The organism is Salinibacillus aidingensis, assembly GCF_039522525.1.
GTDB lineage: Bacteria > Bacillota > Bacilli > Bacillales > Alkalibacillaceae > Salinibacillus > Salinibacillus aidingensis.
Window position 1 is genome coordinate 1 of the sequence record NZ_BAAADO010000010.1, and the last position, 21,125, is coordinate 21,125.

Sequence of the window (21,125 nt, forward strand, 5' to 3'; positions counted from 1 at the left end):
GTCACACCTGTTCCCATTCCGAACACAGTAGTTAAGCTCTCCAGCGCCGATGGTAGTTGGGGTTCTTCCCCTGCGAGAGTAGGACGCTGCTGGGCAAAAGCCAAGAAGACATTTTCTTCTTGGCTTTTTTTTCGTATAATAATATTTAATATAATTTATTGAACAAACATTTCATGACCAGTCAGTGAATAATCTATATTAAAGAAAAAATATAAGAGACTGACATTTACACTAAAAAGGGAAAGCAACAGGAGAGAAATTAAATTTCACTGATTATTGCTTGAACAAAGGGACTAAGGGGAGAAAGCTATGTTTGAATCAGTCTATTGGTTAAATGATAACTTTGAAATTATGGCCTTTCGTCTTATATTAGCTGCAACCTTATGTGGGGTTATTGGTTTTGAACGGGAGATAAAAAATCACTCGGCCGGTTTTCGAACTCATATATTAGTTGGTGTAAGTGCCTGTCTGATGATGCTATTATCCCTTTATGGATTTGATCAGTATTTGGATAATTTTGAAAACATCCGGTTTGATCCAGCGCGTATACCATCCTATGTGATTAGTGGAATAGGCTTTTTAGGGGCTGGAACTATAATGGTTCATGGAATGACTATCCGAGGACTTACAACGGCTGCTTCCATATGGACCGTTGCCGGACTTGGTCTCGTTATTGGGGCAGGAATGTATGGACCTGCATTGTTAACAACATTTGTCGTTCTTTTAAGTCTGATTTTCCTCAATCAATTTGAAAATCGTTTAGCGAAAAATAAAAAGAGTGATCGTAAAATCCGATTAATTTTAAATAGAGATGCGAAACTGAATGACCTCCTGAAGGTATTTGATGATTTTCAATTAAGGGTAAAAAGAGTGGAAGTGAACCATCAGGACAATGATGAGAGATATTTGTTAGTTGAAATTGACAAGGGTCAGGATTTTGAACGAAATGATCTGCTCGACCATTTAACCAAAATCAAAAATGTGACATATATATATGATAAAAATTAAATTATTAAATTGTTGTTTTGTCAGGTTTTATTTGAAGTTAAACGGATAAACTTTAAATAGAGAAACGGTTTTTGAGAGTTTTTCCCTTTGTTAATGGCATACATATTATTTGCATGAATGCGTAATTTGAGTATAATGAAGATAAAGTCAAAGATAGTCAAAGTCAAATTGTGCAGAGATACAGTGTTAATAGTGAAATGATTTAAGGAGGAGGGAAGATGCGAAATATATCCGACATCATTGAGAATTATTTAAAAGAAGTTCTGAAACAGAGCCACCAGAACGCAATTGAAATTAAAAGAAGTGAAATTGCAGACCGTTTCCAATGTGTACCTTCTCAAATTAATTATGTTATTAAAACAAGGTTTACCATCGAAAAAGGTTATTTAGTGGAAAGTAAACGTGGTGGTGGTGGATATATTCGTATTATTCGTGTTAAACCACAAAGCAAAGTGGAGTTAATTGAACAAATCATGGAGCTTGTCCAGCCTCAGATTACTCAGCAGGCGAGTTTGGATGTTATTGAGCGTCTGCTTGAAGAAGAGATTATAACTGAACGTGAGGCCAAATTGATGCTCAGTGCATTAGATCGGAATGTAATTTCCATTCAATTACCAGCACGTGACGAACTAAGATCGAAAATTTTAGTAGCTATGCTTGATGTATTAAGATACAGAATGTAAGGGAGGTTGATTCGCATGAAATGTCAGGAGTGCGAGAAAAGACCTGCTACCGTTCATTTCAGCCAGGTAGTAAATGGCGAAAAAACGGAAGTGCACTTGTGTGAATATTGTGCCCAGGAAAAAGGGTATATGGATCAATACAATCAGAATTTTTCCTTCCAGGATTTATTATCAGGTTTGTTTAATTTTGATTCGGGAACATCATTTAAAGAAAGCCAAGGCTCGTCTTTTCAATCAAACCATTCGTTGCAATGTGATAAATGCGGCATGACTTATGAGGAATTTAAACGACGCGGAAAATTTGGATGTGACCAGTGCTATGAAACTTTTGATCAGCATTTAAATCCTATTTTCAGAAGAGTTCACAGTGGAAATACAACTCATGATGGAAAAATTCCAAAACGTGTAGGAGGAAATCTTCATCTGAAGCGTAATCTTCAGCAGTATCGGCTGGAATTACAAAAATTAATTGAAAAAGAACAATTTGAAGAGGCAGCTAAAATGCGGGATCAGATACGTGAATTGGAAAAACAACTTAATAATGATAAGGGCGGTGAAGTCTAATGTCCTTACAGCAATTTATTAACGAAGCCGTTAGCCCATGGTTAAAAGAAGAGGGGCAGGATAGTGATATCGTTCTTAGCAGTCGTATTCGGCTAGCCAGGAATTTTAAAGAATATCCGTTTCCGATTGTTGCTAATTCCGATATGCTGAATAAAGTCCTGGATGTTTTTGAGGATCATTTCGAAAATCAATCCTTAGAAAAGAACGCAAAGCTTGAATTAGTAAGGATGTCCGATTTAGAACCCATTGAAAAGAGGGTATTGGTGGAAAAACATCTCATCAGCCCGCAGTTAACCGAACATAATGAGTCGGGGGCTGCTTTAATTTCAGAGAATGAACAAGTATCCATCATGCTTAACGAAGAGGATCACATACGTATACAGCTTTACTACCCTGGACTTCAGTTAGAGAATGCCCTGGACTATGCATCTAAAATTGATGACTGGCTTGAGGAAAAGATTAATTATGCCTTTGATAAAGACCGTGGTTATTTAACCAGCTGTCCAACAAATGTCGGGACGGGTATGAGAGCTTCGGTCATGATGCATCTGCCAGCTCTTGTGATTACACAGCAAATAAACAGAATGATACCTGCCATCAACCAGTTAGGCCTGGTCGTGAGAGGGATTTATGGAGAAGGCAGTGAAGCGTTAGGCAATCTGTTTCAAATTTCCAATCAGATTACATTAGGTAAATCTGAGGAGGATATTGTTGAAGACTTAAAGAGTGTCGTGACACAGTTAATTGAACAGGAGCGCTATGCACGTCAGCGTCTGATGAGTAATTCAGGTATACAACTGGAGGATAAAGTGTTCCGTTCTTACGGAATTTTAGCCAACAGCCGGATCATCCAATCCAAGGAAGCAGCGCAATGCCTGTCTGATGTAAGGCTTGGAATTGATTTAGGAATTATTGAGAATATCTCAAAAACAATTTTAAACGAACTGACTGTATTAACTCAGCCCGGTTTTCTGCAGCAATATGCGAAAAAGCCATTGAAACCGGAAGAAAGAGATATAAGAAGAGCTGCTTTAATAAGAGAACGACTTCATTTAGAAAAGATGTAAGGAGTGAATAGAGATATGATGTTTGGGCGATTTACAGAAAGAGCACAGAAGGTTTTAGCCCTTGCCCAGGAAGAAGCCATGCGTCTAGGGCACAACAATATTGGTACAGAGCATATTTTGCTTGGATTAGTTACAGAAGGAGAAGGGATTGCTGCGAAGGCCTTAACCACCCTGAACGTAGAACCGGATAAAATCCAGCAGGAAGTTGAGCAGCTAATTGGAAAAGGGGAGAAGGCTAATCAGACGATTCACTATACACCACGGGCCAAAAAAGTAATTGAATTATCTATGGATGAAGCCCGTAAACTTGGTCATTCCTATGTTGGTACTGAACATATACTTCTTGGTCTTATTCGTGAAGGAGAAGGGGTTGCTGCACGTGTTTTAAATAATTTGGGAGTCAGTCTCAATAAAGCCCGTCAACAGGTCCTTCAGCTATTAGGAAGCAATGAATCCACTTCCAGCCACCGCGGAGGAGTCGGTCGTCAGTCTTCAAATGCCAATACACCAACATTGGATTCTCTGGCGAGGGATTTAACGGCCATCGCAAAAGAGGATCACATTGACCCTGTGATTGGAAGAAGCGAGGAAATTGAGCGTGTCGTTCAGGTGCTTTGCCGTCGAACTAAAAATAACCCTGTCTTAATCGGGGAGCCTGGGGTAGGTAAAACAGCCATTGCAGAAGGTTTAGCCCAGCAAATTGTAAATAATGAAATTCCGGAGATTTTAAGGGATAAACGAGTGATGACCCTGGATATGGGTACCGTTGTTGCAGGTACGAAATATCGTGGTGAATTTGAAGACCGTCTGAAAAAGGTGATGGAGGAAATTCGCCAGGCAGGGAATATTATCCTGTTTATTGATGAGCTTCATACTCTTATTGGTGCTGGTGGAGCAGAAGGTGCGATTGATGCTTCCAACATCTTAAAACCAGCGCTTGCCAGAGGAGAGCTCCAGTGTATTGGAGCGACCACGTTAGATGAGTACCGTAAATATATTGAAAAAGATGCGGCACTTGAACGCCGCTTCCAGCCTATTCAGGTGGATGAGCCAACTAAGGAAGAGTCCGTACAGATTTTACAGGGCTTAAGAGATCGCTATGAAGCCCACCATCGTGTCTCGATTACAGATGAGGCCATTGAGTCATCTGTAAGACTTTCTGACCGTTATATCACGGACCGCTTTTTACCGGATAAAGCGATTGATTTGATCGATGAAGCAGCTTCTAAAGTTCGTCTTCGTTCTTACACAGCTCCACCTGATTTAAAAGAACTGGAGCAGCAATTGGAAGAGGTGCGTAAAGAAAAGGATGCTGCGGTTCAAAGTCAGGAATTTGAAAAAGCGGCTTCTTTACGTGATAATGAGCAGCGTCTTCGTGAACGTCTGGAAAAAACACAATCAGAGTGGAAGGAAAAACAGGGGCAGGAAAACTCTGAAGTGACACTTGAAGATATCGCAAGTGTGGTATCCACCTGGACTGGAGTACCCGTGTCAAGACTGGCTAAGGATGAGAGTGAACGCTTGCTTAACCTTGAGGAGACATTACATTCTCGGGTTATTGGGCAGGATGAGGCAGTTAAGGCTATTTCCAAAGCAATTCGCAGAGCCCGTGCAGGTCTGAAGGATCCAAAACGTCCAATCGGTTCCTTTATCTTCTTAGGACCAACCGGTGTGGGTAAAACCGAACTCGCACGTGCCTTAGCATCATCCATGTTTGGTGATGAGGACGCGATGATTCGCATCGATATGTCCGAATATATGGAGAAGCATTCCACCTCAAGACTTGTAGGGTCCCCTCCAGGCTATGTAGGATTCGAAGAAGGAGGACAGTTAACGGAAAAGGTACGTACCAAGCCTTATTCAGTTGTACTTCTGGATGAGATTGAAAAGGCCCATCCGGATGTATTTAACATGCTTCTGCAGGTCCTGGAAGATGGCCGTTTAACAGACTCAAAAGGACGTACCGTTGATTTTCGTAATACGGTTCTCATTATGACCTCCAACGTAGGAGCCCGTGAACTGCGCAGGAATAAATATGTAGGGTTCACATTAGGAGATGAAGAGCAGGATTTCCAAAATATGAAGTCAAAGGTTATGGAGGAACTGAAGAAAGCTTTCCGTCCAGAGTTCCTGAACCGAATTGATGAAACCATTGTCTTCCATTCCCTTGAGAAGAAGCATCTTAAAGAAATTGTCTCATTAATGATTGAACAGCTCAGACAACGATTGGTAGATCAGGAGATTGATTTCGAGGTGACAGATCCGGCGCTGGATAAAATCTCAGATGAAGGCATTGACCTTGAGTATGGTGCCCGTCCATTGCGCAGATCCATTCAGAAAAACATTGAGGATCTGTTATCGGAGGAACTGCTTAAAGGTAATGTGGAAAAAGGTAAAAAAGTCACAATTGATACCAATGATGATGGAGAAATCATCGTAAGACCTTAAAATTTTTCAAAAATTGAAGGATAAAACGTGATAAAATAAAAATATCGGAGGGTGATTCCCTTCCGATATTTTTTTATACTATTAAATAACGGTGTTCAATGATTTGTCACAAAAATGTGCAACTAAGTACATGTTTTATTCGTATATATATATGAAGGGCAAAGAAGGAAGGATATTATGGCTAAACCCAAAGTGAAATTTGTCTGTCAGGAATGTGGATATGAATCGCCAAAATGGATGGGGAAATGTCCGGCCTGTCAGACATGGAATACATTAGTAGAAGAAAAGGAAATAACCAATACACGTCAGACTGTTTCCGGCGGCTCACAGAAGGCGAGCAAGCCTGAACGTATAACAGGTATTGCCATACAGGAGGAAAAACGTATTGCCACTCAAATGCCGGAGTTTAACAGAGTTTTGGGTGGAGGAATTGTACCGGGATCCCTGGTTTTAATCGGTGGCGATCCGGGTATAGGGAAATCAACCCTCCTATTGCAAATTTCTGCTCAGATGGCCCAAAAAGGACTGGACATCTTATACATATCAGGTGAAGAATCCGTTCGTCAAACGAAGCTTCGGGCAGATCGGCTTCAGATAAATTCCGATCGTCTCTATGTAATGGCTGAAACAAATTTACAGCAGTTAGCGGATGCAATATATGATATGAAGCCGTCTCTTGTAGTGGTAGATTCTATTCAAACCGTCTATCATAGTGAGATTACCTCAGCTCCTGGGAGTGTTTCTCAAGTCAGAGAGTCGACATCGGAACTGATGAGAATTGCCAAGCAGAATGGAATCCCTGTGTTTATTGTAGGTCATGTAACAAAAGAAGGGTCCATTGCCGGCCCTCGTTTACTTGAGCATATGGTGGATACAGTACTTTATTTTGAAGGAGAGCGGCACCATACCTTTCGTATTGTAAGAAGTGTAAAAAACCGCTTTGGAAGTACTCACGAGATGGGGATTTTTGAAATGAAGGAGGAAGGTCTTACAGAAGTTCTGAATCCTTCCGAAATTTTCCTGGAAGAACGCTCAAGCGGGGTGGCAGGGTCAACGATTGTAGCATCAATGGAAGGGACAAGACCGGTCCTTGTTGAAATTCAGGCCTTAATTTCACCGACAAGCTTTGGAAATCCGCGTCGAATGGCAACCGGATTGAGTCAGAACCGTGTTCATCTTTTAATGGCGGTACTGGAAAAAAGAGCAGGCTTGTTGCTGCAAAACCAGGATGCCTATATTAAAGTAGCCGGGGGTATAAAACTTGATGAACCTGCAATTGATTTAGCCATCGCTGTCAGTATTGCGTCCAGTTTTAGAGAAAAGTCCCCCCGACCGGACGATATTCTGATTGGTGAGGTTGGACTGACAGGTGAGGTTCGCCGTGTATCGCGAATCGAACAGCGCGTTCAGGAGGCAGCCAAGTTAGGATTTAAACGGGCCATCATTCCAAACAATAATTTATCCGGATGGGACCCGCCCTCATCCATTGAAGTCGTTGGTGTGGATAGTATTCAGGATGCTTTAAAAGTTACTTTTGAAACATAAATGAAATGATTCAGGATTCTTTTTAGGTCTTTGGAATGACTAAGGCCCGTAACCTGACTCATAGGGTTTCCGCGATAAAGGTCTGGGATATCCGCCTGCTAATGATGGTGCCAGTATTTGAAGCAAATCAGGGAACTGTTCAGCTCGTTTTGTAAAATAGGCTGAATTCCGTAATAAGTTTGACACATTGTAAAATTAGTGTTAAACTTGTCTGTTTAATATTTTGACTAGTGCATAATAGCGTGATATAATAAGTATCTACCAAATATTTGTATTTGGTAGTCCATGAAATTATAATTTTTCTTATTATTTTTGTATTTTTTGGTAACAATAGTTGATAGGAGGTGAAATGGATGCTGAAAAAGATTATTCAGGTCTTTATAATAGTTGCCGGAGGGGCAATAGGATATTTATATGTCCCCGATCTCTTAAAGCTGATTGGCCTTGAAAGTCCGTTATGGCTGTTGTCGCCATACGTTGGTACGGTAATAGGTGCTATTATATTATTTTTATCTGCATTTTGGCTGGTTGACTATATTGTGAATTTCATCCGTTGGGTTGAGGAGACGCTGGTTAAAGTCCCTGTTACCGACTTATTGTTTGGAAGTATTGGATTAATTATCGGTTTGATTATTGCGCTGTTGGTAAATAGACCAATACAGGATATTGAAATTCAGCTAGTATCACAGGTTATTCCTATTTTTCTAACGGTGATTTTAGGTTATTTAGGATTTCAGGTTGGTTTTAAGCGGAGAAATGAGTTTACCAACTTATTAGCTAATGCAAAAAAAGAGAAGCGGAAAACGGGAGAGGAAGAAGAGGATACGTCCGGTGCCTTCCTGAACTCAAAACCGAAAATTCTTGATACAAGTGTCATCATTGATGGCCGGATCGCTGATATATGTCAGACAAAGTTTTTAGAAGGTACAATCGTTATTCCGCAATTCGTACTTGAAGAACTGCAGCACATCGCTGATTCATCAGACGTATTGAAACGGAACCGGGGAAGACGGGGTCTGGACGTGTTGAATCGTATGCAAAAGGACCTTCCTGTTGATGTCCAGATTTATGAAGGTGATTTTGAGGATATTCATGAAGTTGACAGCAAGCTGGTAAAGCTCGCTAAAACGTTTCAAGGCATTCTTGTTACAAATGATTTTAACTTAAATAAAGTTTGTGAGTTTCAGAATGTTGAAGTGTTAAATATTAATGATTTGGCTAACGCCGTGAAACCTGTTGTTCTTCCAGGTGAGGAGCTATCTGTACATGTTATTAAAGATGGTAAGGAGGATAAACAGGGGGTTGCCTATCTGGATGATGGAACGATGATCGTCGTTGAAGAAGGGCAGAATTATATCGGCAAAACTATTGAAGTAATTGTCACCAGCGTTTTACAAACCTCTGCAGGACGAATGATTTTTGCAAAGCCAAAATTACTTGAAAAAGCACTGTAAAAACGGAATAATAAAAGGATGAGGACAAAAGTGATAACAAACCAGCTTGTTATCGCTTTTGTTTTGTTAAAGCTCTATAGACATAAGGAAACGAGTTTTGAAAAGGCGGTACATAATATGAATTATCAAGTGATTGTTCTTGCTGCAGGCCTTGGGAAACGAATGAAAACGGGAATGAATAAACAGTTTTTACAGCTTTACAGCAAACCATTAGTGATTCATACTCTGGAGGTTTTCGAGAAGGACTCCTGGTGTACGGATATTTATCTTGTCGTCAATCCTAAAGAAAAAAAGGATATGGAAGCTTTGGTGGATGAATATCAGCTTGCAAAGATTACGAAGCTTGTTGATGGAGGAGCTGAACGTCAGGATAGCGTAAACAATGGTCTAATGGCCTGTCAGACAGAGGATATTGTCCTGATCCATGATGGAGCAAGACCCTTTGTGGCAGAAGAAGCGATTCATCAGTTGGTGGAATCTGCAGCGGAAAAAGGGGCCGGGCTGCTCGCTGTCCCGGTAACAGATACGGTGAAGAAAAAAGAGGGAGAGCTTCTGGAAACCCTCGATCGGAAAAGCCTTTGGGCTGCCCAGACGCCTCAGGGTTTTCAATATCAAAAAATTAAACAGGCACATGATCAGGCGGGACGTGAAGGATACAGAGGCACAGATGATGCTTCACTGGTAGAACGTCTAGGGGAGCATGTTGAAATTGTTCAGGGCAGCTATGATAATTTTAAATTAACAACACCGGAGGATATTAAAAAAGCAGAGAACCTGTTAAGAGAAAGGGAGGAGTCGCGCTTGCAAATGAAGGTGGGTACAGGTTATGATGTTCATCAGCTTGTTGATGGACGTCCATGTATTATCGGAGGCGTGACCATTCCGTACGAGAAGGGTCTGCTTGGTCATTCTGATGCTGATGTTCTTTTACATACAGTAGCCGATGCATGTCTGGGTGCAATTGGAAAAGGGGATATTGGAACTCATTTTCCGGACACAGAAGCTGCTTTTAAAGATGCCGATTCTAAGGTATTATTAAAAGAAGTGTGGAACCTGGTTAAGAATCATGGATTGCAGCTTGGAAATATCGATTGTACGATCATTGCTCAGGCACCCAAAATGTCCCCGTACATAGAACCAATAAAAGAAAATGTTGCTGAGATCCTGGAAGCAGATCCTTCCCAGGTTAATATAAAGGCTACAACAACTGAGAAACTCGGTTTTACAGGACGAAAGGAAGGCATTGCCGCTCAGGCGACAGTCCTTTTGCAAAATAAATAAAGCAATCGTAAAATAAGTTTTACGTGGAATCATAATTGGAAAACGAGAATAAGGAAGGGGTATATATATGACAAATGATATTCGGGTAAGGTACGCACCGAGTCCAACCGGTCACCTTCATATTGGAAATGCGCGTACCGCATTATTTAATTATTTATTTGCCCGTGCGACTGGCGGTAAATTTATCATTCGGATTGAGGATACGGACCAGAAACGAAATGTAGAGGGTGGAGACATCAGCCAGTTAAAATATCTTAAGTGGTTAGGTATTGACTGGGATGAGAGTATCGACATCGGTGGAGATTACGGTCCTTATCGCCAAATGGAGCGCTTGGATCTCTATGAAAAGTATGCAAATGAGCTGTTAGAAAAAGGTCTTGCTTATAAATGTTATATGACCGAAGAGGAACTGGAAAAGGAACGGGAAGAGCAGAGGGCCCGGGGAGAAGTGCCTCGTTATTCCGGTGCTCACCGTGACTTGACCGAGGAACAACAGCAGCAATTTGAAGCGGAAGGCAGAAAACCAAGCCTTCGTTTAAAGGTTCCTCAAAATCACACGTATCGCTTTAAGGACATTGTAAAAGGCAATATTACTTTCGAGTCAGAGGATTTCGGTGACTGGGTGATTATGAAGAAGGATGGAACGCCTACATACAATTTTGCTGTGGCAATTGACGATCATCTCATGGCGATTACCCATGTCCTGCGTGGAGAGGATCATATTTCCAATACACCAAAGCAAATGATGATCTATGAAGCGTTTGGATGGGACGTTCCAACCTTTTGTCATATGACCCTGATCGTAAATGAAGAACGGAAAAAATTGAGCAAGCGGGATGAGAGCATTATCCAGTTTATTGAGCAATATGAGGAGCTTGGGTATTTACCTGAAGCACTGTTTAACTTCATCGCTCTTCTTGGCTGGTCTCCTGAGGGTGAAGAGGAGCTGTTTACGAAAGAGGAGTTTATTGAAATTTTTGATGCAACCCGTCTCGCTACATCTCCGGCTGTTTTTGATCCGAACAAACTAAAATGGATGAACAATCAGTATATCAAAGAAGCCGATTTAGACCGTATTATTGACCTGACGCTTCCGCATTTAGTTCATGCAGGGAAATTACCGGAAAAAATGGACGATACTCAGCGGAAGTGGGCAGAGGAGCTGATCGGACTCTATCAGGAACAGTTAAGCTATGGAGCTGAAATTGTGGAGCTTACTGAACTTTTCTTCAGACAGGAAATTGATTATGATGATGCAGGTATGGAAATTTTAAGCGGTGAACAAGTCCCTGCAGTGATGGAAACCTTCCTGAATAAGCTTGAAGAACTGGAAAGCTTTGAGCCGCAGGAAATTAAGGCAGCTATTAAGGCGACGCAAAAGGAAACGGGCGCAAAAGGCAAGAAATTGTTTATGCCGATCCGTGTGGCTACTACAGGACAAAGCCATGGTCCGGAGCTCCCAAATGCCATTCATTTGTTAGGACTGGAGACAGTTAAAGTAAGATTAAAAAATGTTAAGGAGCGCATACGTTAACGTCACCAAATTTATCGTTTATAATATAGTATAACAGGAATATCTAACTGAACGTTGATGAGGAGAAGTAAAAAGGCTCATCCTGTATACAGAGAGAATCGCCACCGGCTGAAAGTGATTCTACAGGACCCTTTTGAAATGCACCTCTGAGTCCCTTGTTGAATAGTAGTATACAAGGGCGGCGATCTCCCGTTACGAGACTGAGTTGAGGAATGAGTGATCGTTCCTAAACAGAGTGGGACCGCGTGCGAACGTCTCTGTATAGCTTTTATACAGGGACGTTCTTTTTTTATACTTTTTAAAGCTTCGGATTAGAGGAACTGGGGAAAGTCGTGTCTTTCTAAATGGATTTCAGATTTTGATGAATCAACAAGGAGGGGAAACAGGTATGGGTGGATTTTTTAAATTGTTAAAGGCTGATGTGGATGTTGTGTTTGACCAGGATCCAGCTGCACGCAATCGGTTTGAAGTTATTTTATTATATTCAGGTTTGCATGCCATATGGGCGCATCGGGTGGCCCATGCTTGTTATAAACGTAAGCTTTTGTTCCTTGCGCGTCTGATTTCACAGGTATCCCGGTTTTTTACCGGAATTGAAATTCATCCTGGTGCCAAAATTGGAAAACGTTTTTTTATTGATCATGGCATGGGGGTTGTTATCGGGGAAACGTGTGAAATTGGTGATAATGTCACCCTGTTTCAAGGTGTAACATTAGGTGGGACCGGAAAAGAGAAAGGGAAGCGGCATCCTACCGTGAAGAACAATGCATTAATCGCCTCAGGTGCAAAAGTGCTCGGGTCCATTACGATAGGAGAAAATTCAAAAGTCGGAGCAGGTTCGGTTGTATTACGTGATGTGCCGAATAATTCCACCGTGGTCGGTATTCCGGGGAAGGTTGTTGTCCAGGATGGGAAAAAGGTTCGGAAAGACCTCGATCACCATAAAATGCCTGACCCTGTAGCTGATAAAATCAAACAACTGGAAGAGGAAGTACAAGAATTGAAATCTGCCATGCAAAGTGTGCATAAGGAGTGATGAGTAGTGGCCATTCAGATTTATAATACACTGACAAGACAAAAAGAGGCATTTAAACCGTTGGAAGATGGAAAAGTTAGAATGTATGTATGCGGTCCTACCGTTTATAACTATATACACATAGGGAATGCCCGTCCTGCTATTGTGTTTGATACTGTAAGACGTTATCTGGAGTACAGAGGATATGACGTGAAATACGTCTTAAATTTTACAGATGTAGATGATAAATTGATAAAAGCGGCAAACGAATTAGGGATGGAGGTTCCTGAAGTAGCAGACCGTTTTATTAACGCCTACCATGAGGATGTCAGTGCGTTTGGTGTGAGAAAAGCGGACCGCCATCCCCGTGTAACGGAAACGATGGACGATATTATTGAATTTATTCAGGGGTTAATTGATGCTGGCTATGCTTATGAAGAGGATGGAGATGTTTATTTTAAAACCCGTTCCTTTGATGAGTATGGAAAGCTCTCCCATCAGTCCATCGATGAACTGCGGTCAGGGGCAAGAATTGAAGTAGGCGAGAAAAAGCATGACCCACTGGATTTTACTCTCTGGAAGCCTGCCAAGCCGAATGAAATTGCCTGGGATAGTCCATGGGGCAAAGGTCGTCCGGGCTGGCATATTGAATGCTCGACGATGGCGAAAAAATACTTGGGAGAAACCATTGATATTCATGCTGGAGGGCAGGATTTATCCTTTCCACACCACGAAAACGAAATTGCTCAATCTGAATCACTGAACGGAAAAACCTTCGCAAATTACTGGATGCATAATGGTTATATTAATATTGAAAATGAAAAAATGTCTAAATCCCAGGGAAATTTTGTCCTCGTTCACGATGTGGTTAAGGAACAGGATCCTAATGTAGTCCGTTTCTTTATGCTGAGTGTGCACTACAGGAACCCGATTAACTTCAGCAAATCCCTGCTGGAAAGTGCGGAAAACGGACTGGACAGAATCAGAACGGCCCGGGTCAACCTGGCTCACCGTAAGCAGGCAAGCACGAATCTTACCGGCCAGGACGATGAATGGTATCAAAGAATTGAAGAATTTAAAAACCGTTTTATGACCGAAATGGACGATGACTTTAATACGGCAAATGCGATTTCTGTTTTATTTGATTTAGCAAAAGAAGGGAATGTGTATCTGCAGGAGAGTCATACATCCACAGGGGTTATTGATGCTTTTATACAGACCATTGATGACCTTATGAACATCCTCGGGGTATCAATCGCAGAGGAAGAGGATGAACTGCTTGATGATGAGATTGAACAATTAATAGAAGAACGAAATCAGGCCAGAAAAAATCGGGACTTTGCACGTGCAGATCAGATTCGCGATGAATTAAAAGAAAAAAATATTGTTTTGGAAGATACTCCTCAGGGAACCCGGTGGAAAAGAGGCTAGAATATGACGGAGAAAAAACTGGACGTAAAACAAATGAAAAGTTTAACTCTTGCTTATATGGGGGATGTCATATACGACAAGTATATTCGGGAATATTTAATTCAAAAAGGCTTTGTCCAGCCCGATCAATTACACCATAAAGCTGTAGAGTTTGTGGCAGCCACGTCTCAGTCTAAGGTGCTGAAGACGTGGCTGTCGGAGGAGTTTCTTGATGATGAAGAATCAGGTGTTGTTCGCAGAGGCCGAAATGCAAAATCCAGAGTCCCTAAAAATACAGATGTCATGACGTATCGATATAGTACAGCCTTTGAAGCACTTTTGGGTTTTCATTATTTAACGGGCAATAACGAACGACTGGAACAGCTTATTCATCATGCCATACAGAATACTGAAGAAAGGAGCCGGTAGCGTATGAAGGAAGAATGGATTGTCGGTAAAAATCCAGTCATCGAAGCATTGAAGTCGGGCCGCGAAATGAACAAAGTCATGGTTCTGGAAAATTTGAAGCCCCAGTCTGCAAAGCAAATCCAGCAGCTTGCGAAAAAGAAAGGGGTAACGGTACAAGCTGTTCCTAAACGAAAGCTGGATCAGATCGGCCAGCATCATCAGGGGGTTGCTGCCTCCATTGCCGCTTATGATTATGCAACTCTTGATGACTTGTATGATAATGCGGAAAAAAAGGGAGAGAGCCCCTTCTTCATTATTTTAGATGAGCTTGAGGATCCACATAATCTGGGGTCCATTTTACGTACAGCTGATGCAACAGGTGCTCATGGAGTTATTATCCCTAAAAGACGCTCTGTTCAGCTGACCCAGACCGTTGTCAAAGCCTCTACAGGTGCTGTTGAGTATATCCCTGTGGCCAGAGTTACCAACCTGGCTCGAACCATTGATGAGTTAAAAGAGAAAAATATCTGGGTAGCTGGTACAGATGCAAAGGGAACAGAGGATTATCGTGAATTAAACGGTGATATGCCTCTTGCCCTTGTGATTGGCAGTGAAGGAAAAGGAATGAGTCGCCTGGTCAGGGATAAGTGTGACTGGCTGGTCAGTCTGCCGATGAAGGGAAAGGTTACTTCGCTGAACGCATCTGTTGCCGCGGGTTTACTCATGTACGAAGTCTATCGGAAACGCAGTCCAATAGGTGAATAGACAATGGATGTGCTAATTGTGGATGGATATAATATCATTGGTGCCTGGCCCGAACTGCAGGTCCTGAGAGATAGGGATCTGGCACAGGCCCGTGAGCTTCTGGCAGAAAAAATGGCCGATTATCAAGCTTACACTGGCTCCCGCGTAATTATTGTTTTTGATGCTTATGGTGTACAGGGGATTGAAACGAAAAATAAACATCGAAATGTACAAGTGATTTATACCCGGGAACATGAAACTGCAGACGAACGGATTGAAAAGCTTGTAGGGGAGATCAAAAATATTAAGACAAAGGTTTATGTGGCTACCTCTGATTATACAGAGCAGCGCACGATTTTTGCTCAGGGGGCATTTCGGCTCTCAGCAAGGGAATTACTGATTGAGACGGAAAACATAGAAAGTGAAATTGAGCAGGATGTGAAGGTGAGACACTCTGTCCAGACCAGGGCAAAAATTCCGATCGATAAAGATGTCTTAGAAATCTTTGAAAAGTGGAGAAGAGGCAAGAAGTAAAATTAACAACGTTGACGCAATTTTGACAATTCCTGTATAATAACGTTATATCACGGATTATGTGAATCAGGGGGAATCCTGTGTGACCATCAGACTCGAGGATCACGAAAACCAAGATATTGATTTAGAGCATACTTCAGATGAAATATTAGTGGAGCTTGTTCATAGTGGGAATAGTCAGGCGCTGGAGTACTTAATTAACAAATACCGTAATTTTGTACGTGCAAAAGCAAGGACTTATTTTTTAATTGGGGCAGATCGTGAGGATATTGTACAGGAAGGTATGATTGGTCTTTATAAAGCTATACGGGATTATCAGGAGGACAAGCTATCTTCTTTTAAAGCCTTCGCAGAACTTTGTGTAACCAGGCAAATTATTACCGCTATTAAAACCGCTACCAGGCAAAAGCATATTCCGCTGAACTCCTATGTATCCCTGGACAAGCCTATTTATGATGAAGAGTCTGATCGTACATTACTGGATGTATTGGAAGGTTCAAAGACGATGGACCCTGAACAGCTAATCCTTACACGGGAACGCTATGGGGATATGGAAGATAAAATGAGCGAAATCTTAAGTGACCTGGAAAAAGAGGTGCTGAATTTGTATCTGGATGGTCGCTCCTATCAGGAGATTTCCGCAGAATTAAATCGTCATGTAAAATCAATAGACAATGCACTACAGCGAGTGAAACGCAAACTGGAACGATATTTGGAGCTGAATGGACTAACCCCCTAGTATAGATTGACAGACCCCGTGACACATGCTAAATTTAGATAAGTGACAAGACCCTGATAGAGGGATGATAAATCGTGCGTAAAAAAATCATCTTGGCTTGTTCAGAATGCCATAATCGAAATTATACAACTTATAAAAATAGCAAATCAGATTCAGATAGACTTGTAATAAAAAAGTATTGCAGGCAATGTGGAAAGCAAACACTCCATTCAGAAACAAAATAAACGACTGTTTTTTGCAGGTTGGGGGTTCAAACATGAAGTTTTTGAAAGATGTCGTTCGTGAAATGAAGAAGGTTAGCTGGCCTAAAGGCAAAGAGCTGACCCGTTACACGATTACAGTTGTGACAACTGTTGCATTTGTAACCGTATTTTTTGCCGTTGTAGATTTAGGCATTTCACAAATATTAGAACTGTTTTTTGAATAAACGAACGATAAATATGCTATAATGTAAAATATAGTTATTTCATGGAAAAAACCCGCGATAAGGGTTTTTTTCTATTGAACAGATTTTCAGAGATGAAAGGATTGTCCGGAGTCTCATTATACATCAGCTGACACTAGATACTATGAGTAAGGGAGGGAAGGACAAAGGATTGTCCTAACTTATGGAAAAGAATTGGTATGTCGTTCATACGTATTCAGGGTATGAAAATAAAGTAAAAACAAATTTAGAGAAGCGAGTAGAAACCATGGGGATGCAGGATAAAATTTTCCGCGTACTGGTTCCTGAAGAGGAAGAAACGGAGATTAAGAATGGGAAGCGGAAAACCAATAAAAAGAAAGTTTTCCCGGGCTACGTAATTGCTGAAATGGTGATGACGGATGACTCATGGTATGTTGTACGTAATACACCTGGTGTAACAGGTTTTGTTGGTTCAACCGGATCTGGAACGAAGCCTATCCCTCTCTTACCGGAAGAAGTAGACACTATTCTGAAGCGCCTGGGTATTGATGAACCTGTTACCGATATTGATATTGAAATAAATGAAAATGTTCGTGTAACAGATGGACCGTTTGCCAATTTCGCTGGTACAGTGGAGCAGATTGATCTAGATAAGCAAAAAATCAAGGTCCATGTAAATATGTTTGGACGGGAAACCCCGGTAGAACTGGAATTTTCACAGGTGGAAAAACTATAATCCAGGAATACCCCTTGCAATTGTAAGGTAAAGATGCTAAAATTTTTATGTTCTTTATGCCTAGAGTATGAGGATTTTATAAAGTTGAAAATAAGTGGGAGGGGCCAGGACCCCAAATACCACATCACGGACTTAAGGAGGTGTGTCTCGTGGCTAAAAAAGTAATTAAAGTTGTTAAATTGCAAATTCCTGCAGGTAAAGCGAACCCAGCTCCACCAGTAGGTCCTGCATTGGGTCAGGCTGGTATTAATATCATGGGATTCTGTAAGGAATTTAACGCTCGTACGCAGGAACAAGCTGGTATGATTATTCCGGTTGAAATTACGGTTTTTGAAGACCGTTCATTTACATTTGTTACGAAAACCCCGCCTGCTGCAGTTCTATTGAAGGATGCGGCCGGTATCAAGTCAGGATCAGGTGAACCAAACCGCAATAAAGTTGCGACTGTAAAACGCGATAAAGTACGCGAAATTGCAGAGACAAAAATGCCTGATTTAAATGCTGCTAACGTGGAAGCTGCTGTGCGTATGGTTGAAGGAACCGCGCGTAGTATGGGTATTGTAATTGAGGATTAATCCCACGCTTTCGTGGAAGTAGGTAGAGGTTGCGGGGGTTCCAGTAAAACTTCCGCAACCTTTATAGTGGGAGGTAAAACCGTTAAAACCACAATTTTGAGGAGGAAAATAGTATGGCTAAACAAAGCAAAAAGCATGCAGAAGCTTTAAAGCTTGTGGATCGCTCAAAAGCATATGAAATAAATGAAGCTGTTGAAGTTGTGAAAAAGGCTGCAACAGCAAACTTTGATGAATCTGTTGAAGCTGCTTTTCGTCTGGGCGTAGATCCTAAGAAAGCAGACCAGCAAATCCGCGGAGCAATGGTGCTTCCACACGGAACCGGTAAAACTCAGCGAGTATTAGTATTCGCTAAAGGGGATAAAGCCAAGGAAGCAGAAGCTGCTGGAGCTGATTATGTAGGAGAGCAGGACTACATCAACAAAATTAACCAGGGATGGTTTGATTTTGATGTTGTTGTAGCAACTCCTGATATGATGGCTGAAGTAGGTAAGCTTGGTCGTGTGTTAGGACCTAAAGGACTAATGCCAAACCCTAAAACCGGTACTGTAACTTTTGAAGTAGAAAAAGCCGTTAACGAAATTAAAGCTGGTAAGGTTGAATACCGTGTTGATAAATCCGGTAACATCCATGTACCAATCGGTAAAGTATCCTTTGAAGATCAAAAGCTTGTAGAAAACCTTGAAGCTGTTGTTGAACAGGTTGTTAAGGCTAAGCCGCAATCTTCCAAAGGTGTTTACATGCGCAACGTATCTATTTCTTCAACAATGGGACCTGGCGTACACGTAGACGTTTCTAAATATCTATAATTAAAATAGATATTGACACCGGGTTTGATTTTGAATATAATATGATTTGTTGTTAAATTAAATATAAGAAATACCGAAGACAGTAGGTGCGTTTATCGCTTAATTTCCTACCGAGGTGTGTTAATACGATATGTAAAACATACACCATGTATGTTTATAAATTGGTTAATGCGTATACCTCCTCTGTCTTTCAGTGGAGGTATTTTTAATGAATACACCCGCAATCGGTATAAACAAACCATAGGAGGTGGAAAAGTGAGCCAAATCATCGAACACAAAAAACAAATTGTTTCCGATATTGCTGATAAACTAAAAGACAGCAAAACCACTCTTCTTGTTGATTATCGCGGACTTGATGTTGAAGAAGTAACTGAACTCCGTCAACAGCTGCGTGAAGCAGATGTGGATTTTAAAGTTTACAAAAACACAATGACTCGCCGTGCAACAGAAGAGACAGGCTTTCAGGAACTTGACGAAGTGTTAGTTGGACCAACAGCACTAGCATTTGGTAAGGATGATGTTGTAGCTCCGGCTAAAATTATAAATAATTTTGCTAAAGAGCATCAGGATTTAGAAATTAAAGGCGGAATTATTGAGGGGAACGTAGCAACTCTTGATCAAATCAAAGAGCTTGCCGAGCTTCCATCCTACGAAGGTCTTCTATCCATGCTGCTTAATGTGCTTCAGGCACCAGTACGTAACTTCGCATATGCAACAAAAGCTATTGCGGACCAAAAGGATGAAGAAGAAGGGGCTTAATCGCCTGGTTATTCAGATTTTTAAGTCAGTTTATATAGATAAGCCGAAAGAAACGGTTTATAAAATTAATTACAAATTATAAGGAGGAAATGAAATTGACTAAAGAACAAATTATTGACGCAATTAAAGAAATGTCCGTTCTTGAACTGAACGATTTAGTTAAAGCAATCGAAGAAGAATTTGGTGTAACAGCTGCTGCGCCTGTTGCTGTAGCTGGTGGCGCTGCAGGCGGAGAGGCTGCTGAAGAGAAAACAGAATTTGATGTTGAACTTTCAGATGCAGGTTCTTCCAAGATTAAAGTTGTTAAAGCCGTACGCGAAATCACTGGTCTTGGCCTGAAAGATGCAAAAGATCTAGTAGATAACGCACCAAAGCCTGTTAAAGAAGGCGCTTCTAAAGAAGAAGCTGAAGAAATCAAAGGTAAACTAGAAGAAGCTGGTGCTTCTGTAGAATTGAAGTAATAAAATGATAGAGAGAAAAGCTCGCTGGACACCGGCGAGCTTTTCTTATATGGTGCAGGAAATTATAAAGCATCCTCCATGTTATATCAGCTTTTCCAAGTATGTAACTTTATGTTTGGGATATAACTAGATTTAAACATGACATGCTTGAAAAACAGGTGGTGTTCATTCTATGTCGGAGCATTATTATTCAACAGATCCTTCAAGTAAAAGTAACCCTGCAACGTGGACATACAGACTTCGGAATTATCCATTACAATTTACTTCGGATATTGGTGTTTTTTCAAAGGGTGGGGTTGATTTTGGTTCGGGAGTACTAATAGAAAACTTCGAAGAGCCACAAGCGGAAGGTGATTTTCTGGACCTTGGCTGTGGTTATGGACCTATCGGACTAAGCCTTGCTAAATCCTTTCCGCATAGACACGTTTTTATGAGTGATATCAACAAAAGAGCGTTAGGATTAGCTGTGCAGAATGCTGAACAGAATCGCATTTCAAATGTTACGGTTTTAGAGAGTGATTTATTTGCGGCATTCGATCAGCAAAAGTTTGCGGCGATTCTTACCAATCCGCCAATCCGTGCGGGTAAAAAAGTTGTTCACACCATACTTGAAAATAGTTTTGATTATATAAAGAGTGGTGGAGCTTTGTGGGTAGTTATTCAAAAGAAACAGGGGGCTCCATCTGCAAAGAAAAAATTAGAAGAAATTTTTTCGGAAGTAAGTGTGATGAAGAAAGATAAAGGTTATTATCTTTTAAGAGCAGTAAAGTTTGACTGAGTTTTTAAGCTGTGCTATTATTAAAAAATGCCAATAATAACTTCCTCTTGTCAAGGGGGATTTTTATATTTTTGATATAAGGTATAGAACATGCGAAAGTTTGGTTACACTAATAAAATCAGTAGAGATATTGTAAGACTTATAAGAAATATATGATGCAGAACTACATA

23 protein-coding genes, 1 rRNA gene and 2 other annotated features are annotated in these 21,125 nt (G+C 41.0%); all 24 genes read left to right on the plus strand.

Annotated features, from left to right (window positions below; genetic code table 11):
- Nucleotides 1-95, plus strand: a 5S ribosomal RNA gene (gene rrf, locus ABD006_RS16955); the annotation flags it as partial.
- Nucleotides 96-309: 214 nt separating this feature from the next.
- A complete protein-coding gene (locus ABD006_RS16960) occupies nucleotides 310-1,008 on the plus strand; it encodes an MgtC/SapB family protein (protein WP_343843684.1) in 699 nt (232 codons plus the stop codon).
- 218 nt (nucleotides 1,009-1,226) lie between these two features.
- Entirely contained in the window at nucleotides 1,227-1,691 is a 465-nt protein-coding gene (locus ABD006_RS16965; RefSeq protein WP_044153387.1) for a CtsR family transcriptional regulator, read from the plus strand.
- A gap of 15 nt (nucleotides 1,692-1,706) precedes the next feature.
- Nucleotides 1,707-2,255, plus strand: a complete 549-nt coding sequence (gene mcsA / locus ABD006_RS16970; protein WP_343843691.1) for a protein-arginine kinase activator protein McsA — start codon at nucleotides 1,707-1,709, stop codon at nucleotides 2,253-2,255.
- On the plus strand, nucleotides 2,255-3,322 hold the full coding sequence (mcsB, locus tag ABD006_RS16975; RefSeq protein WP_343843694.1) for a protein-arginine kinase McsB: 1,068 nt from the start codon (nucleotides 2,255-2,257) through the stop codon (nucleotides 3,320-3,322). The genes mcsA and mcsB overlap by 1 nt, the downstream gene beginning before the upstream one ends.
- A gap of 15 nt (nucleotides 3,323-3,337) precedes the next feature.
- On the plus strand, nucleotides 3,338-5,770 hold the full coding sequence (clpC, locus tag ABD006_RS16980; RefSeq protein ID WP_343843697.1) for an ATP-dependent protease ATP-binding subunit ClpC: 2,433 nt from the start codon (nucleotides 3,338-3,340) through the stop codon (nucleotides 5,768-5,770).
- A 177-nt stretch (nucleotides 5,771-5,947) separates the two neighbouring features.
- Complete coding sequence (gene radA, locus ABD006_RS16985; RefSeq protein WP_343843700.1) at nucleotides 5,948-7,315, plus strand: DNA repair protein RadA; 1,368 nt, start codon at nucleotides 5,948-5,950, stop codon at nucleotides 7,313-7,315.
- Between the two features lie 353 nt (nucleotides 7,316-7,668).
- Nucleotides 7,669-8,769, plus strand: coding sequence for a PIN/TRAM domain-containing protein (locus ABD006_RS16990; protein ID WP_343843703.1), 1,101 nt, complete (start codon nucleotides 7,669-7,671; stop codon nucleotides 8,767-8,769).
- 117 nt (nucleotides 8,770-8,886) lie between these two features.
- Nucleotides 8,887-10,050 carry a bifunctional 2-C-methyl-D-erythritol 4-phosphate cytidylyltransferase/2-C-methyl-D-erythritol 2,4-cyclodiphosphate synthase gene (locus ABD006_RS16995; protein WP_343843864.1) on the plus strand — a complete coding sequence of 388 codons (1,164 nt, stop codon included), beginning with the start codon at nucleotides 8,887-8,889 and terminating at the stop codon, nucleotides 10,048-10,050.
- Nucleotides 10,051-10,117: 67 nt separating this feature from the next.
- Nucleotides 10,118-11,584, plus strand: a complete 1,467-nt coding sequence (gene gltX, locus ABD006_RS17000) for a glutamate--tRNA ligase (RefSeq protein WP_343843706.1) — start codon at nucleotides 10,118-10,120, stop codon at nucleotides 11,582-11,584.
- Between the two features lie 45 nt (nucleotides 11,585-11,629).
- Nucleotides 11,630-11,846 (plus strand) — a binding site (T-box leader).
- A gap of 99 nt (nucleotides 11,847-11,945) precedes the next feature.
- Nucleotides 11,946-12,620: a serine O-acetyltransferase gene (gene cysE / locus ABD006_RS17005; protein WP_343843709.1), complete on the plus strand. Its 675-nt coding sequence runs from the start codon at nucleotides 11,946-11,948 to the stop codon at nucleotides 12,618-12,620.
- Between the two features lie 6 nt (nucleotides 12,621-12,626).
- A complete protein-coding gene (cysS, locus tag ABD006_RS17010; protein ID WP_343843712.1) occupies nucleotides 12,627-14,030 on the plus strand; it encodes a cysteine--tRNA ligase in 1,404 nt (467 codons plus the stop codon).
- Nucleotides 14,031-14,033: 3 nt separating this feature from the next.
- Nucleotides 14,034-14,438, plus strand: a complete 405-nt coding sequence (locus ABD006_RS17015) for a Mini-ribonuclease 3 (RefSeq protein ID WP_343843715.1) — start codon at nucleotides 14,034-14,036, stop codon at nucleotides 14,436-14,438.
- Nucleotides 14,439-14,441: 3 nt separating this feature from the next.
- Nucleotides 14,442-15,182 (plus strand): 23S rRNA (guanosine(2251)-2'-O)-methyltransferase RlmB, encoded by a 741-nt coding sequence (gene rlmB / locus ABD006_RS17020; protein WP_343843719.1) that lies wholly within the window; start codon nucleotides 14,442-14,444, stop codon nucleotides 15,180-15,182.
- A gap of 3 nt (nucleotides 15,183-15,185) precedes the next feature.
- Nucleotides 15,186-15,695, plus strand: coding sequence for an NYN domain-containing protein (locus ABD006_RS17025; RefSeq protein ID WP_343843722.1), 510 nt, complete (start codon nucleotides 15,186-15,188; stop codon nucleotides 15,693-15,695).
- 88 nt (nucleotides 15,696-15,783) lie between these two features.
- Nucleotides 15,784-16,434 (plus strand): RNA polymerase sporulation sigma factor SigH, encoded by a 651-nt coding sequence (sigH, locus tag ABD006_RS17030; RefSeq protein ID WP_343843867.1) that lies wholly within the window; start codon nucleotides 15,784-15,786, stop codon nucleotides 16,432-16,434.
- 74 nt (nucleotides 16,435-16,508) lie between these two features.
- Entirely contained in the window at nucleotides 16,509-16,658 is a 150-nt protein-coding gene (rpmG, locus tag ABD006_RS17035) for a 50S ribosomal protein L33 (protein ID WP_162038903.1), read from the plus strand.
- A gap of 32 nt (nucleotides 16,659-16,690) precedes the next feature.
- Nucleotides 16,691-16,861 (plus strand): preprotein translocase subunit SecE, encoded by a 171-nt coding sequence (gene secE, locus ABD006_RS17040; protein WP_343843729.1) that lies wholly within the window; start codon nucleotides 16,691-16,693, stop codon nucleotides 16,859-16,861.
- Between the two features lie 181 nt (nucleotides 16,862-17,042).
- Nucleotides 17,043-17,576 carry a transcription termination/antitermination protein NusG gene (nusG, locus tag ABD006_RS17045; protein WP_044153371.1) on the plus strand — a complete coding sequence of 178 codons (534 nt, stop codon included), beginning with the start codon at nucleotides 17,043-17,045 and terminating at the stop codon, nucleotides 17,574-17,576.
- 149 nt (nucleotides 17,577-17,725) lie between these two features.
- Nucleotides 17,726-18,151 (plus strand): 50S ribosomal protein L11, encoded by a 426-nt coding sequence (gene rplK / locus ABD006_RS17050; RefSeq protein ID WP_044153370.1) that lies wholly within the window; start codon nucleotides 17,726-17,728, stop codon nucleotides 18,149-18,151.
- 113 nt (nucleotides 18,152-18,264) lie between these two features.
- Entirely contained in the window at nucleotides 18,265-18,957 is a 693-nt protein-coding gene (rplA, locus tag ABD006_RS17055) for a 50S ribosomal protein L1 (protein ID WP_343843735.1), read from the plus strand.
- Nucleotides 18,958-19,012: 55 nt separating this feature from the next.
- Nucleotides 19,013-19,173: a sequence feature (ribosomal protein L10 leader region), on the plus strand.
- A 39-nt stretch (nucleotides 19,174-19,212) separates the two neighbouring features.
- Nucleotides 19,213-19,716: a 50S ribosomal protein L10 gene (gene rplJ, locus ABD006_RS17060; protein WP_343843738.1), complete on the plus strand. Its 504-nt coding sequence runs from the start codon at nucleotides 19,213-19,215 to the stop codon at nucleotides 19,714-19,716.
- Between the two features lie 95 nt (nucleotides 19,717-19,811).
- Nucleotides 19,812-20,177 (plus strand): 50S ribosomal protein L7/L12, encoded by a 366-nt coding sequence (gene rplL / locus ABD006_RS17065; RefSeq protein WP_044153365.1) that lies wholly within the window; start codon nucleotides 19,812-19,814, stop codon nucleotides 20,175-20,177.
- A 172-nt stretch (nucleotides 20,178-20,349) separates the two neighbouring features.
- Complete coding sequence (locus ABD006_RS17070) at nucleotides 20,350-20,955, plus strand: class I SAM-dependent methyltransferase (protein WP_343843742.1); 606 nt, start codon at nucleotides 20,350-20,352, stop codon at nucleotides 20,953-20,955.
- Nucleotides 20,956-21,125: the final 170 nt, after the last annotated feature.

Coding starts and splice junctions, on each gene's coding strand:
- ABD006_RS16960 (WP_343843684.1), top strand. CDS start 310: ATGTTTGAATCAGTCTATTGGTTAAATGATAACTTTGAAATTATGGCC.
- ABD006_RS16965 (WP_044153387.1), top strand. CDS start 1,227: ATGCGAAATATATCCGACATCATTGAGAATTATTTAAAAGAAGTTCTG.
- mcsA (WP_343843691.1), top strand. CDS start 1,707: ATGAAATGTCAGGAGTGCGAGAAAAGACCTGCTACCGTTCATTTCAGC.
- mcsB (WP_343843694.1), top strand. CDS start 2,255: ATGTCCTTACAGCAATTTATTAACGAAGCCGTTAGCCCATGGTTAAAA.
- clpC (WP_343843697.1), top strand. CDS start 3,338: ATGATGTTTGGGCGATTTACAGAAAGAGCACAGAAGGTTTTAGCCCTT.
- radA (WP_343843700.1), top strand. CDS start 5,948: ATGGCTAAACCCAAAGTGAAATTTGTCTGTCAGGAATGTGGATATGAA.
- ABD006_RS16990 (WP_343843703.1), top strand. CDS start 7,669: ATGCTGAAAAAGATTATTCAGGTCTTTATAATAGTTGCCGGAGGGGCA.
- ABD006_RS16995 (WP_343843864.1), top strand. CDS start 8,887: ATGAATTATCAAGTGATTGTTCTTGCTGCAGGCCTTGGGAAACGAATG.
- gltX (WP_343843706.1), top strand. CDS start 10,118: ATGACAAATGATATTCGGGTAAGGTACGCACCGAGTCCAACCGGTCAC.
- cysE (WP_343843709.1), top strand. CDS start 11,946: ATGAATCAACAAGGAGGGGAAACAGGTATGGGTGGATTTTTTAAATTG.
- ABD006_RS17015 (WP_343843715.1), top strand. CDS start 14,034: ATGACGGAGAAAAAACTGGACGTAAAACAAATGAAAAGTTTAACTCTT.
- rlmB (WP_343843719.1), top strand. CDS start 14,442: ATGAAGGAAGAATGGATTGTCGGTAAAAATCCAGTCATCGAAGCATTG.
- ABD006_RS17025 (WP_343843722.1), top strand. CDS start 15,186: ATGGATGTGCTAATTGTGGATGGATATAATATCATTGGTGCCTGGCCC.
- secE (WP_343843729.1), top strand. CDS start 16,691: ATGAAGTTTTTGAAAGATGTCGTTCGTGAAATGAAGAAGGTTAGCTGG.
- nusG (WP_044153371.1), top strand. CDS start 17,043: ATGGAAAAGAATTGGTATGTCGTTCATACGTATTCAGGGTATGAAAAT.
- rplA (WP_343843735.1), top strand. CDS start 18,265: ATGGCTAAACAAAGCAAAAAGCATGCAGAAGCTTTAAAGCTTGTGGAT.
- ABD006_RS17070 (WP_343843742.1), top strand. CDS start 20,350: ATGTCGGAGCATTATTATTCAACAGATCCTTCAAGTAAAAGTAACCCT.